Origin of the sequence: Amycolatopsis kentuckyensis (assembly GCF_041679295.1) — a bacterium.
Lineage (GTDB): Bacteria > Actinomycetota > Actinomycetes > Mycobacteriales > Pseudonocardiaceae > Amycolatopsis > Amycolatopsis kentuckyensis_A.
Window position 1 is genome coordinate 1 of record NZ_JBGDMD010000014.1, and the last position, 12,645, is coordinate 12,645.

General features: G+C 71.5%; 10 protein-coding genes. 6 read left to right on the forward strand and 4 right to left on the reverse strand.

The genetic code is table 11. From position 1 onward, the window contains the following. Window positions 1-489: 489 nt before the first annotated feature. From ACERZO_RS43140 to ACERZO_RS43155, 4 genes are read right to left on the reverse strand one after another with little or no spacing between them, the layout of a single operon-like run. Window positions 490-1,467, reverse strand: coding sequence for a hypothetical protein (locus ACERZO_RS43140; RefSeq protein WP_372671770.1), 978 nt, complete (start codon window positions 1,465-1,467; stop codon window positions 490-492). Next, window positions 1,464-4,865 carry an AAA family ATPase gene (locus tag ACERZO_RS43145; protein WP_372671771.1) on the reverse strand — a complete coding sequence of 1,134 codons (3,402 nt, stop codon included), beginning with the start codon at window positions 4,863-4,865 and terminating at the stop codon, window positions 1,464-1,466. The genes ACERZO_RS43140 and ACERZO_RS43145 overlap by 4 nt, the downstream gene beginning before the upstream one ends. A 1-nt stretch (window position 4,866) precedes the next feature. Beyond that, on the reverse strand, window positions 4,867-6,027 hold the full coding sequence (locus ACERZO_RS43150; protein ID WP_372671772.1) for an exonuclease SbcCD subunit D: 1,161 nt from the start codon (window positions 6,025-6,027) through the stop codon (window positions 4,867-4,869). A gap of 31 nt (window positions 6,028-6,058) precedes the next feature. After that, the gene (locus tag ACERZO_RS43155) at window positions 6,059-7,810 is read right to left on the reverse strand and encodes an ATP-binding protein (RefSeq protein WP_372671773.1); all 1,752 of its coding nucleotides are present in this window, start codon (window positions 7,808-7,810) and stop codon (window positions 6,059-6,061) included. Between the two features lie 346 nt (window positions 7,811-8,156). On the opposite strand from ACERZO_RS43155, the gene ACERZO_RS43160 reads away from it, so the two are divergent. The 6 genes from ACERZO_RS43160 to ACERZO_RS43185 all read left to right on the forward strand — a co-directional run bounded on the left by ACERZO_RS43160 (window position 8,157) and on the right by ACERZO_RS43185 (window position 12,459). Further along, entirely contained in the window at window positions 8,157-8,642 is a 486-nt protein-coding gene (locus tag ACERZO_RS43160) for an RNA polymerase sigma factor (protein ID WP_372671774.1), read from the forward strand. A 209-nt stretch (window positions 8,643-8,851) separates the two neighbouring features. After that, window positions 8,852-9,412: a sigma-70 family RNA polymerase sigma factor gene (locus tag ACERZO_RS43165; protein ID WP_372671966.1), complete on the forward strand. Its 561-nt coding sequence runs from the start codon at window positions 8,852-8,854 to the stop codon at window positions 9,410-9,412. Next, a complete protein-coding gene (locus tag ACERZO_RS43170; RefSeq protein WP_372671775.1) occupies window positions 9,413-10,039 on the forward strand; it encodes a hypothetical protein in 627 nt (208 codons plus the stop codon). A gap of 367 nt (window positions 10,040-10,406) precedes the next feature. Then, on the forward strand, window positions 10,407-11,069 hold the full coding sequence (locus tag ACERZO_RS43175) for an HU family DNA-binding protein (protein ID WP_372671776.1): 663 nt from the start codon (window positions 10,407-10,409) through the stop codon (window positions 11,067-11,069). A gap of 631 nt (window positions 11,070-11,700) precedes the next feature. Continuing rightward, a complete protein-coding gene (locus tag ACERZO_RS43180) occupies window positions 11,701-11,892 on the forward strand; it encodes a hypothetical protein (protein ID WP_372671777.1) in 192 nt (63 codons plus the stop codon). Window positions 11,893-12,048: 156 nt separating this feature from the next. Next, window positions 12,049-12,459, forward strand: coding sequence for a histone-like nucleoid-structuring protein Lsr2 (locus ACERZO_RS43185; protein WP_372671778.1), 411 nt, complete (start codon window positions 12,049-12,051; stop codon window positions 12,457-12,459). Window positions 12,460-12,645 lie beyond the last annotated feature (186 nt).

Below are 12,645 nucleotides of genomic sequence, written 5' to 3' on the forward strand. Positions count from 1 at the left end.
CGCTGCCGGCCGTGTTCTGGCTTCGGATCGGGGTGCGGGGGAGTCTGGGTCCTCGTCGGTGCCCGTTCTCGGGGGCCTCTCGCCTTTGGCGTCGGCCTTCGTGGTGAGGCGGCGGGCAGTCGTTCAGGCGGCGGTTGGCGGATGGCATGAACGAGTCGTCGATGACCATCGAAGCTCGGCGTCCCGCTGAAGCGCCTCTTCGGCCCAGCCTTCCGCGGGCGGTGGTGTCAGGTGGAGCATCGCCCCACCCGACTTTGCCGGAGCCCTGCCAGGGAAGGGCGGGGGCCCCGGAGGCCCGGTCCTGGCTCAGCGGGCCACGGCCACCCGCGGCGCCGGGTGGGACCAGCTACGTGTCCCCAGCCGATACCGCCGAGAAGCCCCGAGCGTCCTGAATGACCCATACAGGACCTCCCAAGCCCTGAATGACCCATTCAAGACCTCCCAAGCCCTGAATGAGTCATCCAAGACATCGGCAAGCCGAGCCGGGTCTCACCGCGAAGCGGCCACCCGCAACGCCCGATAAACGAACTGCTGATCCCCCAGCCGATGCCGCAGATCCCGCTCCAACCCCGCGATCGGATACAGATTCTGCGGCGCCCGCGAGTCCTTGTACTCCACCGACGCGAACCGCCCCAGCACCGACTGCGTCAAGTTCGCCAACGCCGCCACCTCCGCGCGCCCCAGATGCGGCGCCGCCTCCACGCGGACCACCCCCGACCACGGCGGTCCGCCCACCGACGGCAGCCTCAAGTACCACGAATGCCGGACCCACGTCGTCCCCATCAGGAACACCGGTGTCCGCTGGTGAGGCGCCAGGCGGCCGACCATCGCGTTGAGCTCGCCCGGCAAGTACGTCGTCTGGTGGCTCTTGATGAACCCCACCGCCCGGGGCAGGTGCGTGCGGCCGCTCAACGGCCCGTCCACCACCAGCAAGTCGCTCCCGACGTGGCCCGCGATCGCCTCGCGGGCGTCCATCGCCGTCTTCAGCTCGGTCTCGGCCAGGCGCTCCTGCAGCAACGACGACAGCACCACCGCCAGCGGCTTGTCGTCCTTGGCCGTCGTGGAGAAGGCCTCGTACACCCCTGCCGACGTCGGGATGCCGGCGGCTTCGGACGCCACCGTGAACACCCCGCGCCGGACGTCCGTCCCGACCACGTGCGCCCGCCCGTCGCAGCAGCACACCACCCCCGCCGCGTAGGACGCGCACAGCCCGATCGATGCCGAGTTCGTCCCGGCCGGGTCGTCGATCCAGACGCGGGCGTCGATGCGGCGGACGCCGTCGACGAACAACACCGCGTCGGGCGGCGAGACCGGCGATGGGTCGATCGGGGCCCATTCCTCCGTCGGCACCTCGACTTCGAGCTCGACCTCGGCGCCCGAGCGCGCCAGCTCCTCGGCCTCCATCGAGCTGCCGTAGCCCGGGTCCCACGAGTCGACGCTGAAGTGCATCCCGGCCACCGCCGTCATGCGCCCTCCCTGCTGATGTGCGAGCCGGAGCCGTCGCGGGTGACCAGGAACCGCACCGGCACGCGCTCGGCCAGCGCCGGCACGTGCGTGATCACCCCGACCATCCGCGACCCGGTCGCGGACAGGTTCTCCAATGTGGACGCCACGACGTCGAGGGTCGCCTCGTCCAGGGTGCCGAAGCCCTCGTCGAGGAAGATCGACTCCAGCTTGGTCGCCCCTTCTGCGGCCATCGCACCCAGCTGCGAAGACAGCGCGAGGGCCAGCGAGAGCGACGCCTGGAACGTCTCGCCGCCCGACAGCGTCTTGACCGGCCGGCGGGCGTCGGCCTCGTTGTGGTCCACCACCAGGAAGTCGCCCTTGTCGTGGGTCAGCTCGAACTGGCCGCCGGACAGCTCCAGCAGCGACGCCGACGCCTCCGCGACGAGCGTGTCCAGCGCCCCGGCGATCAGCCAGCGCGGGAACTTGTCCGAGCGCAGCAGATCCGCGAGCAGCCGCGCGACCTGGGCTTCGGACTCCGCGGCCGCGATGTCGCCGTGCAGGCCCGCCACGCGCGCCACGCGCCGTTTCATCTCGGTGTGGTCGGCTTCCGCGCGCGCCCGCGCGGTGGCCAGCGCGACCGGCACCCGGTCGCGCACCGGCCCCTCGGGCAGGGCGACGCCCAGCGCGGTGACGTCGTCGACGACCGCGCGTTCGGCCGCCCGCAACGCTTCGGCCGTTTCGCCCTCGGCCGTCGTCGCGACGGCCAGGCGGTCGCGGTGCTCGTTCGCCTGCCCGGCCGCCCAATCCGTCAACGCGGTCCACGCCCCGAGCAGGCTGTCTCCGTCGATCGGCGGGGCGCCGAGGCTCACCAAGGGGTCGCGGGCGCGCGACAGCCGCTGCCGTTCGGCGTCGACCTGCGAAGCGATGCGCGCCTGGGCTTCGGCGGCCTGTTTCGCGGCGCCGCGGGCGGTCCGCAGCTCCGCGTCCGCCCGCTTCGCGGCTTCTTCGAGCGAAGCGACCTTCGCCAGCTGCTCGGCGACGACCTCGGCGGCGGGCGCGTCCGCCAGGCTCTCGCCCAGTTCGCCGTGCCGGCGGCGGGTGGTCGTGAGCGTGGTGCTCGCCGACTGCTCGGCCAGCGCCGCCTCTCCCGCCCGTTTCCGCCGCTGCTCGGCGGTCCGCTCGGCCGAGGCGAGGTCGTCCGCCGCGACGACGGCTTCCTTGCCCGCGGCTTCGGCGGCCGTTTCCCGCGCCGCCAGTGCCGTCCGCCGGTCTTCCAGGCTGGCCGCCGCCCAGGCCGTGAGCCGCTGCCAGCCCGCCGGGACGTCGCCGTCGTCGACCGCGGGCGCGCCCAGCTCAACCAGGGGATCGCGCGCCGCCCGCAGCGCCTCCCTGGCCGCCGCGAACGACTTCTCGACGACGCCGGCCTCGTGCTGCGCCGACGCGCGGTCGGCGCGGGCCGCCGCCAGCTCCTTGTCGGCGGCGTGCGCGGCCTCAGCGACGCGGGTGCGGCCGTCGATCGTCGCCGACAGCCACTCGCCCCGCTCACGCACGGCCGTGACGAGATCGGCGTAGTCCTGCTCGGAAAAACCCGCCTCGACCGGCCGGCGCAGCACCGGCGACTCCGGCGGGCCGTCGACGTCGGCGAGCACCGCACGCAGTTCTTCCGCCTGCGCGGCCGCCGACGCGGCCGAGTCGGCGTCGCGGTCCACGGCCCGCTCCAGCTTGCGCAGCACGGACTCGGCGGCGGCGCGGTCTCGTTCTGCGCGCTCGAGGCGTTCCCCCGCTTCGGCCAGGTGGGCGTGGCCGCCGGCGTCGGGCAGCGTCGCGACTTCCTGCTCGCAGACGGGGCACGGGTGCCCGACGGCGAGCCCGGCCCGCAGCGTCAGCGCCTGCCCGGCCCGTTCGGCGTCGGTCACCGCCGTCTTCGCCGCGGCGACTTCGGCGTCAGCGCGGGCGAAGACACTTCGCGCCGCTTCGAGTTCCGTCCGACGCGCGGCCTGCTCGGGCGCGGCTTTCCGTTGGGTGTCGCACACCGTGTAGAGCGTCCGGGCGTCGGAACGGGCGGCGGCGAGCGGCGCGACGTCCGGCTGGGCGGCCAGCGCCGCGCGCGCTTCGGCGTCGGCGGTTTCGGCGGTACGCAGACGGGCGTCGGCGTCCGCTGTGCGCTTCGCCACTCGCGCCGCTTCCTTCGCCAGGTCCCCGAGATCCGCCGGCGGCTTCAGCCCGGCCAGCCGATCGCGGTCCTGACGGGCGCGCGCCGCTTCGGCGGCCGCGTCCTCGGCCGCCCGCGCGGTGGTGTCCCGCGTCCGGCGAGCGACGTCCACCGCGGCCACGGCTTCGGTCACCGCCGCGACGGCAGCCGTCTTCGCCTCCGACGCCGCTTTTGCCGCCTCTTCCAGGCCCGGGAGGGCCTTCTCGGCCTCGGCCAGCTCCGTGCGGGCGGCGCGGATCCGTTCCAGTTCGCCGCGCGCGGGAGCGGCCGCGAGCGCGGCCCGGGCCGTCTCGTCCGCCGCTTCGGCCGTCTCCAGTCCGGTTCGGGCCGTGGTCGCCGCGTCCGCCGCGGCGCGACGCCGGGTCTCGAGGTCTTCGACGCCTTCGGGGCGTTCCAGCGCGTCGAGGACGCTCAGCTCTTTGGTCAGCGTCGCGACGCTTTGCCGGGCTTCGTCGTGCGCGCGGGTCGCTTCGGTGAGCCCCGGCAGCGCCGCGGTCACGCGCGCGTCCAAGTCGGCGAGGGCCGTCATCCGCGCGGCCAGCTCCTCGACGGCTTCCTCGGTCGCGTCGGCGTAGCTGCCGAGCTGCTCGGTGAGGACGGCGGCGCGCTGCTTCTGCTGCTCCGCGGTGACGCCGGCGCGGCGGCCGATCCGCTCGTAGACCTCGAGGCCCAGCAGCTTGATGAGGATCTTCTGCCGGTCGGCGGCCTTGGCGTGCAGGAACTCGGCGAAGTCGCCCTGGGGCAGCGCGACGCAGGTGCAGAAGTGCTTGAACGTCAACCCGAGCAGCCGCTCGACGGCGGGGGTGACCTCGGAGTCCGCGGCGACCGGGTCGGCGTCGTCCTCCGGGCCGCCGGGCGCGGTGGGGTCGACGAGCCGTTCCAGGCGCACGTTCTTGACGCTGACCGTGGGTTTCTTCCCGCCGCTGCGCCGGACTTCGCGCACGACGTGGTAGCGCGCGCCGCCCGCGTCGAACACCAGCCGCACGGTCGCGCGGTTCGCCGTCGGGGCCAGCGCGGGCGCGACGAGGCCTTCGTGGTCCCAGCGGGCGACGGAACCGTAGAGGGCGAAGGTGAGCGCGTCGATGACCGTGCTCTTGCCGGCACCGGTCGGCCCGACGAGCGCGAAGTAGTCCGTGTCCTCGAAGCTGACTTCGGTCCTGTCGCGGAACGACGCGAAGCCGGTCATCTCCAGCAGTACAGGCCGCATGTCACACCCCGCTCGTCTCTTCGTCGTGCAGCCGCGCGAAGAGCGACTGGACGCGCTTGTCCTCGACTGTCCGTTCTTCGCAGTAGCTCGCGAACAGCTCCCCCGGCGAACGGTCCGCGACCGCGCGCTCGCCGCCCGAAGTCGTCACCGGGGCGGCGAACTCCGGGTCGATGCGGATTTCCAGAGCCTGGGGCAGGGCTTCCTGGATCTCCTCGCGCAGCCCGGCCCTGGTCGCTTCGCGGACGTAGACGCGGAGGTAGTCCTCGCCGAACTCCTCCTTGCGGCCGACGAGTTCCGCCACCGTGCCGTGGACGGTCCGCAGCCGGCGGCCCTTGGTCATCGGGATTTCGGTGATCTTCGCGGGCGTCGTCGGCGTCACCTCGACGGCCAGGACGACGCTCTTGTTGTCCTGCTCGCCGAAGTCGACGGCGAACGGCGAACCGCTGTAGTGCACCGGGCATGCGGCGGGCAGCGACTGGCGCCGGTGCAGGTGGCCCAGCGCCACGTAGTGCGGGTCGGCGCCGAACGCCGTGGCCGGCACGTGGTACTCGAAGATGGACTGCGCCGCGCGCTCGCCGCCGCCCATCGTGCCGCCGGTCACCGTCAGGTGCGCCATGACGAGGTTCACCGCGCCGGGCGTGAACCCGGTCTTGAGGTGCTCCAGGATGTCGCGCACGCGCTGGTCGTACTGGCCGACGTTGTCCGCCGGGGTCCCGGTGAGCAGCTCGGCCGCGCGGACCGCGTAGCGCTGGGAAAGGAAGGGCAGCACGGCGACGTTGACGCGTTCGCCCGTCGACCGTGCGTCGAACGAGTGAACGCCGCCGTCGTGGACCGGGCGCGGGTCGCCGGTGAGCTGGATGCCCGCCGCCTGCAGCAGCGGACGGTAGGCCTCGAAGGTCGCGGCGTGGTCGTGGTTCCCGGCGATGGCGACGACCTCGGCACCGGTTTCGCGCAGCGCCATCAGGGCCCGCACCACGAGCTCCTGCGCGGCCGCGGACGGCGCCGACGTCTCGTAGAGGTCGCCCGCGACGAGGATCGCGTCGAACTGCTCGTCCCGCGCGATCCGGACGATTTCGCCGAGCACCGCACGCTGCTCGTCCAGGCGGTTGCGGCCCTTGAGCGTCTTGCCGACGTGCCAGTCGGAGGTGTGCAGGAACTTCACGCTTCGTCCTTCCCTGGGGGTGTCGGCGGGCTCAGAACGGCGGCGGGTCGTCGCCGAACGGGTCGCTGCCGCGCGTCGGCAGGCCGGCGAAGGGATCGGACTTCTTCGACGTGGACAGCCCGGTGGTCGTCTCGGGGATCTTCCCGGCCTCGGAAAGCCGCGTGGCCCAGGCCGGGAACGGGAAGCCGACGGCGATCGGCACCGGGATCTCCGGCTGGCTCACGAACATCGTGCCGGGCGTGGCGAGCGTCGCGCGGACCCGCTGGCTGGCCGGGAGGAAGCCGTACTCGGGGCGCGAGGCCTCGGCGGCGTCGAGGCGGCCGACGATCCGCACCGAGCTGTTGCTGACGATCCGGCGTTCGACCTCGGAGGCGGTCTGCTGCGCGCCGATCAGGATGACGCCGAGGGAGCGGCCGCGTTCGGCGATGTCCAGCAGCACTTCCTTGATCGGGCTGCTGCCTTCGCGCGGCGCGTACTTGTTGAGCTCGTCCAGCATGGTGAACAGCAAGCCGCCCGGGCCGGCCGCTTCCTTGCGCGCGGTCTCGGTCGCGAGCGTCACACCGACGACGAACCGCTGCGCGCGCTCGACGAGGTTGTGGATGTCCACGACGGTCACCTGCTGGTTCTCCGTGGACAGCTTGCGCGCGGCGTGGTCGGTGAGGTCGCCGCGGATGAGGCCGGACAGCGCGCGCTGGCTGGAGCGCAGGCGGCGGATGAAGGCGTTGACCGTGCCGGCGCCGGTGACCGCACCTGCCCAGCTCGCGCGGGTTTCCTCGTCGGTGACGCGTTCGCAGACGACGTCGACGAGTTCGGCGTAGGTGCGGCACAGGACGCCGTCGACGGTGGCGGCGCCGTCCTTGCCCGCGGGCGTGCTGTCCAGCCGCAGGCGGTTCGCGACCTGGTGGATGACCATCGTGTACTGGTTGCGCTCGTCCTCGGCGTCGGCGAAGACGTAGGGCAGGAGGTCGTTCGCGCAGAACTCCGCGATGGTCCACCAGAAGGCGCCGACGCCGGAGGTGCGCCCGGTCACGTAAGGCTTCCCGGTGGTGTCCGACGGCGTGGGCGGCGCGTAGAAGCCGACGGAGGCGAAGGGCTCCGCGGGCAGGCCCAGCTTGAGGTACTCGTCCCGGAGCTTCTCGTCTAGGGCGCGGTTCGGGGTGTCGAGGAACAGCAGGTCCTCGCCCTTGACGGAGAAGACGAGGGCCTTGGCGTTGTGGGCGTTCGGCAGGGCCCCGCCGCGGAAGATCGAGTGCAGCAGGAACAACGCGAACGACGTCTTGGTGGCGACGCCCGAGACGCCGGAGATGCTGACGTGCGCGCCGCGGGTGCCGTCGAGGAAGTCCATGTTGAGGTAGACGGGTTCGCCGTCCCGGCCGAGGCCGACCGCCACCTGGCGGGTCATGTTGTCGAAGTACAGCGCCTGCGCGCGATCCTCCCCCACGGCCCTGGACACCTGGCTGCCCGGCTTGGGCGGGACGTAGCACTCGGGCTCGACGCGGGTGGTCGCGATCTCGGCGATCTCCTGCACCTGCGCGGGCAGGACACCGTCGGAGATCAGGAAGACGTCGCTGCCGAAGCTGGCACCTTCGTGCCGCGCGCTCACCTGCGTGACGACACCGTAGGAGGTGACTTCGCCGAGGCCGGGCAGTTGCCTGCGGGTGACGACGACGTCGTCGAGCTGCAGGTACGCCTCGGGATCGATGGCCACGTGGAACTGCAGCGGCGTCGAGTCCTCGGTCCCGGCCACCCGGCCGACCACGGTGGTGAGCGTCTCCTGGTCCACGGTTCTCCCTGTCGCACCCGGGTCTTCCTCCCGCGGCAGACTAGCCCGCCGCACCGACAGTCCCGCGCCCAACACGGCGTTGCGGCTGTTGCGTACCGGAGTGGTCACGCTGGGCCGAACGAGTGAGTTCACCCCACGGGAAGATCTTCGGTCACCGCAGGCCTTTTCCGTCACTTACCGACATGGGAGTGACGAAGGAGTCCACGGTGAGCAGACCGGCCGAACAGATGTCCGACACCGCATGGTGCACCGAGTGTTCCCACGGAGCCCCACCGGTGCCCGAACATCCGGATCCGGCGTGAGGGACGGTCCAGGTGAAGCAGACCGCGCGTTGGCCGAGCGCGCGATGAGCCTCCGCAAGCTTTACTACGTCGACCTCGCCAAGTTCGCCGTGAGGCTGGGCAGCTCCACCTCGGACGCGCAGACGTTCGCGGAGGACGCGGTTACCGAACTGGTCATGCGCCCGCTGAAGCGGCCCGGTCGGGATCCGGTCCGGAACGAGAGCGCCTGGCTGTACCGCACGGTGCGGCACATGGTGATGAGCGCACGGCGGCATCAGCGGCGGTTCGACAACGCGGACATCGACCAGCTCGGCGACCGCTTGTGCCAGACGACCTGGGCTTCGCCCGACCTGCACCTCGAGGTGGTGGAGACGCTGCACGCGATCCGCGCGCTGCCCGAAGACCAAGCCCACGCCGTGGCGCTCGCGCTGGCCGGCCACTCGCGGGAAGCCATCGCCGAGATCCTGGGCATCTCGCTTTCCGCGGCCAAGCAGAGGGTCTCCCGGGGCCGCAGACGGTTGCTGGCGAAGCTCGAAGGGAGGGACCGATGATCAGCCGACGACACGACGACGAACTCACCCGGCGCATGACCATCGCGGACGGCTACCTCGACAGTCTCTTCACCCTCGACCTGGACAACGAGGTGCGCACGGAAGCCTTCCGGCGGAATGTCCTGCGGCAGGTCGCCGCCCTGCGCACCGTCGCGGTGCCTGTTGCCGCCACGGCTTCCGCGGACCGTCGAGCCGGCTCGACGGCCGTCATCGACGGGCTGGACGAGCCGGTCGCCGCCGCGGTCGAGGGAGATCCCCGGGCAGTGGAACGGCTGCTCGCGGCCATCCGGCCGTTGGTGGTGCGGTACTGCCGCGCCCGGATCGGCAGGCGGGAACATTCGTTCGCATCCGCGGACGACGTCGCGCAGGAGGTGTGCCTGGCCGTGCTGACGGCATTGCCTTCGTACCGCGACCAAGGCCGCCCGTTCCTGGCGTTCGTCTACGGGATCGCCCAGCACAAGGTGGCCGATGCGCACCGTGCCGCGGCGCGCGACCGAGCCGAACCGACGGCCGAGCTCCCCGACGAGGTCGACAGCGATATCGGCCCCGAACAGCACGAACTTCGGCGGGAGCTGCACGAGCGAATGGCGCGGTTGCTCGAAGTGTTGCCGGACAAGCAGCGGGAGATCGTGGTGCTGCGCGTGGTCGTCGGCTTGTCCGCCGAGGAGGTTGCCGATGCCGTGGGGTCCACTCCCGGCGCCGTCCGCGTCGCCCAGCACCGCGGCCTCACGCGGCTGAGGAAGGTCCTGACCGCGCAGGAGGTGATCTGAGTGGGCAGGCGCGAAACCGGGCCCTGCCAGGCGGTTCACCGGACGATCGTGGTGGTCGACGTCTCCGGGTACGGGGACGCTCGCCGGACCAGCGGGCACCGGCTGGTCCTGAGGCAGGTGCTGTACCAGGCCCTGCGGCGGGCTTTCACCGACTCGGGCGTGCCCTGGAAGGACTGCCGGCACGTCGACTGCGGTGACGGCGTGCTGGTCCTGGTGCCGCCCGGAATCCCCAAAGGAGCCATCGCAGCTTCCCTGCCGCACGCACTGGTGCGCAGGCTGGAACGCCACAATGCCGGGCACCGGACCGAGGAACAGCTGCGGCTGCGAATGGCCCTGCACGCCGGAGAGGTCGTCCACGACGAGTACGGCGTTACGGCCCCGTCGATCAACCACGCCTTCCGGCTGCTGGAAGCCGCGCAGGTGAAAGCCGCTTTACTGTCTTCACCGACTCCGCTCGCCTTGATCACTTCCGCTTGGTTCCACGAGGAAGTCGTCCGACAGACACCGTCGATCGACGCGGCCGCCTTCCGCCCCGTCGAAGTTGCGGTGAAGGAGACCTACGCGATCGGCTGGGTGACGCTCCCGGGCGCCGCGGCGGGATCCCAGGCGGCGCCCCGGCAAGCCTGATCCGGGGGCCGCCGGCGGGCACGGGAACCCCCGCCGCTGCGCGGGATCGGGGTCCGCGTGGTCCCGGACACAGGCCCGGAGACCCCTTGTCGGCGTGTCGCGCAAAAAGTCGCCCGAACGGCCCTGGGTCCTATATGGACGACCACAGTGGACGGCGCCGCTACCGTGTTTTGCCTGCTCAGGGTCATGGTCGATGTCCGGGTTCCATTCCGGGTCCTGTCTCACGAACGTCCCTCGGGAGGCGGAACCAGCGCCCTCGCAAGGAAATATTTCGACCCCCGGTTGGATTTTGTGCGGTATTGGTAATACCGTGTGCAGTGTCGGCCGAGATGGGCCGTGACTAGTAGTTCCACTATGGAGGACTGGAATGACGAACAAGGCCCAGCTGATCGAGGCGCTGTCGGAGCGTCTGGGCGACAAGAAGGTGGCTTCGCAGGCCGTTGACGGTCTGGTGGACATCATCATCCGGACGGTCAACAAGGGCGAAAAGGTCAACATCACCGGCTTCGGGGTGTTCGAGAAGCGTGCCCGCGCGGCCCGCACCGCCCGGAACCCGCGTACCGGTGAGGCCGTGCGCGTCAAGAAGACCAACGTGCCCGCCTTCCGCGCCGGCACCACCTTCAAGGACGTCATCTCCGGCAGCAAGAAGCTGCCCAAGGCGACCCCGGTCAAGCGCGCCACCGCGGCGACGACGACCCGGGCGACCGCCACCAAGGCCGCCGCCGCTCCGGCGAAGGCCACCACGACCCGCACCACGCGCGCCGCTGCCGCCAAGCCGGCCACCACGCGTTCGACGACCACGCGGACCCGCGCCACCGCGGCGAAGCCGGCCGCCAAGGCCACCGCCACCAAGGCGGCCCCGAAGACCGCGGCGGCGAAGACCACCGCGGCCAAGGCCACCACGGCGAAGGCGACCACCACGCGGGCGAAGGCCGCCGCCAAGCCGGCCGCGACCAAGACCGCCGCCGCGAAGAAGACCACGGCCGCCAAGGCCCCGGCCAAGCGCACGTCGGCTGCCAAGAAGAAGTAACTCCCGTTTCACCCCGGAAGGGCCCTGCACCAGCTGGTGCGGGGCCCTTCGGCGTTTCAGGGGAACAGCGTTCACCGCGTTGGGCGATCGGGGAAGGCGGAACCGGTCCCGGCCATCCGCTCACCAGACGGCAGGTGCAGAGCGGAAGAATTCACGGCCGGACTCCGCCGCAGGGAACGCGAGGCGACCAAGCCGGACTCCGCCAAGGCCGAGCCAAGCCGGACTCGGCGCAGCTGAGCCGAGCAGGACGCCAGCAAAGCTGAGCCAAGCCGGACTCCGGCCAAGGCCGGGCCAAGTCGGACTTCCCGGCGCAGCCCTCCCCACTTCGCTCCTGCGGTCCGGCCCCACTCCACCGGAACTCCCCCGCAACGACCCCACAGCCGCTCCCGCCGCCCAGGTGGACCACAACGCCGATTGGGCTGTCCCAACCGCCCCAGCGCCACCACAGCGGCCCCCAGGCCGCCCGAATGGCCCGTCCGGCCGAACCCCGCCCGCCCCAAAGCCCACCCGGGCCGCGATTCCCCACCCCGTTTCCGCAATGCCCCGGAAAGAATCGCCCCCGCCCCGACGGTTGCCGTCTCGCCAGGCGGGTAACCACCCACCACGGAATTGCCCCCGGCAAGGAGTTGTGATGGCGGCGAACGACAAGCACGACGACACCCCAGCGGACCTCGCCCGCTCGCGGCAGCACATCGAAGAAGCCAAAGAAGCGGCTCAGGAAGCCGAGGTCGCCGATCCCGTCGAAGAGAAGGCCGACGAGGCCCTCGAGACGGATCCGCCCTATCACCACGGCGAGCAGGGTTCGACGCCGTCCGGGACCTAGCACCCGTCCAATCAGGACCACCGAATCGCGGGAAGTCCCCGGGAAATTGCCGTACCGATCCTCGGGTGGATACACTCCACCGGAGAACGTCGGTCATTGTGCAACTTGTCACACGTCACGTTCCCCGGACGCACATCCAGCTTGAGGAGCATTCCCGTGGCCCAGAAAGTCCTCGTCGAGATCCTGGACGACATCGACGGCAGCACCGCTGCCCAGACCGTTCAGTTCGGCCTCGACGGCGTCACCTACGAAATCGACCTTTCGGACGACAACGCCGCCTCCCTCCGCGACGAGCTCGCCCGCTACATCGCGGCCGGCCGGCGCATCGGCGGCCGCAAGGTGCGCGTCGCCACCGGGCAGTCGACCACGACGAGCACCACCGACCGCGAGCGCAACCAGCAGATCCGCGCCTGGGCGAACGCGAACGGCTACGAGGTCTCCGAGCGCGGCCGCCTCTCGTCCGAGGTGATCGCGGCCTATGAGCAGGCCCAGGTGGCCGAGGCCGAGGCCCCGGCGGCGCCGCGCAAGCGCGCCCCGCGCAAGAAGGTCGCCGCCGCCAAGAAGTAACGGCGGTGGCCGGAAGATCACTGGGGAGAGATCGAGCCGCGCGGCCCGTTGGCGGCAAGGACCACCCGTCCTCGCCGCCAACGGAGGCCATTCCCGCCCGATCACGCGGGCGCACGCCCCGCAATCACGCGAACCCGACCAGCCACTTCCGAGCGTCGGTGTTGGTGCACTGGAACAGCTGCCCGG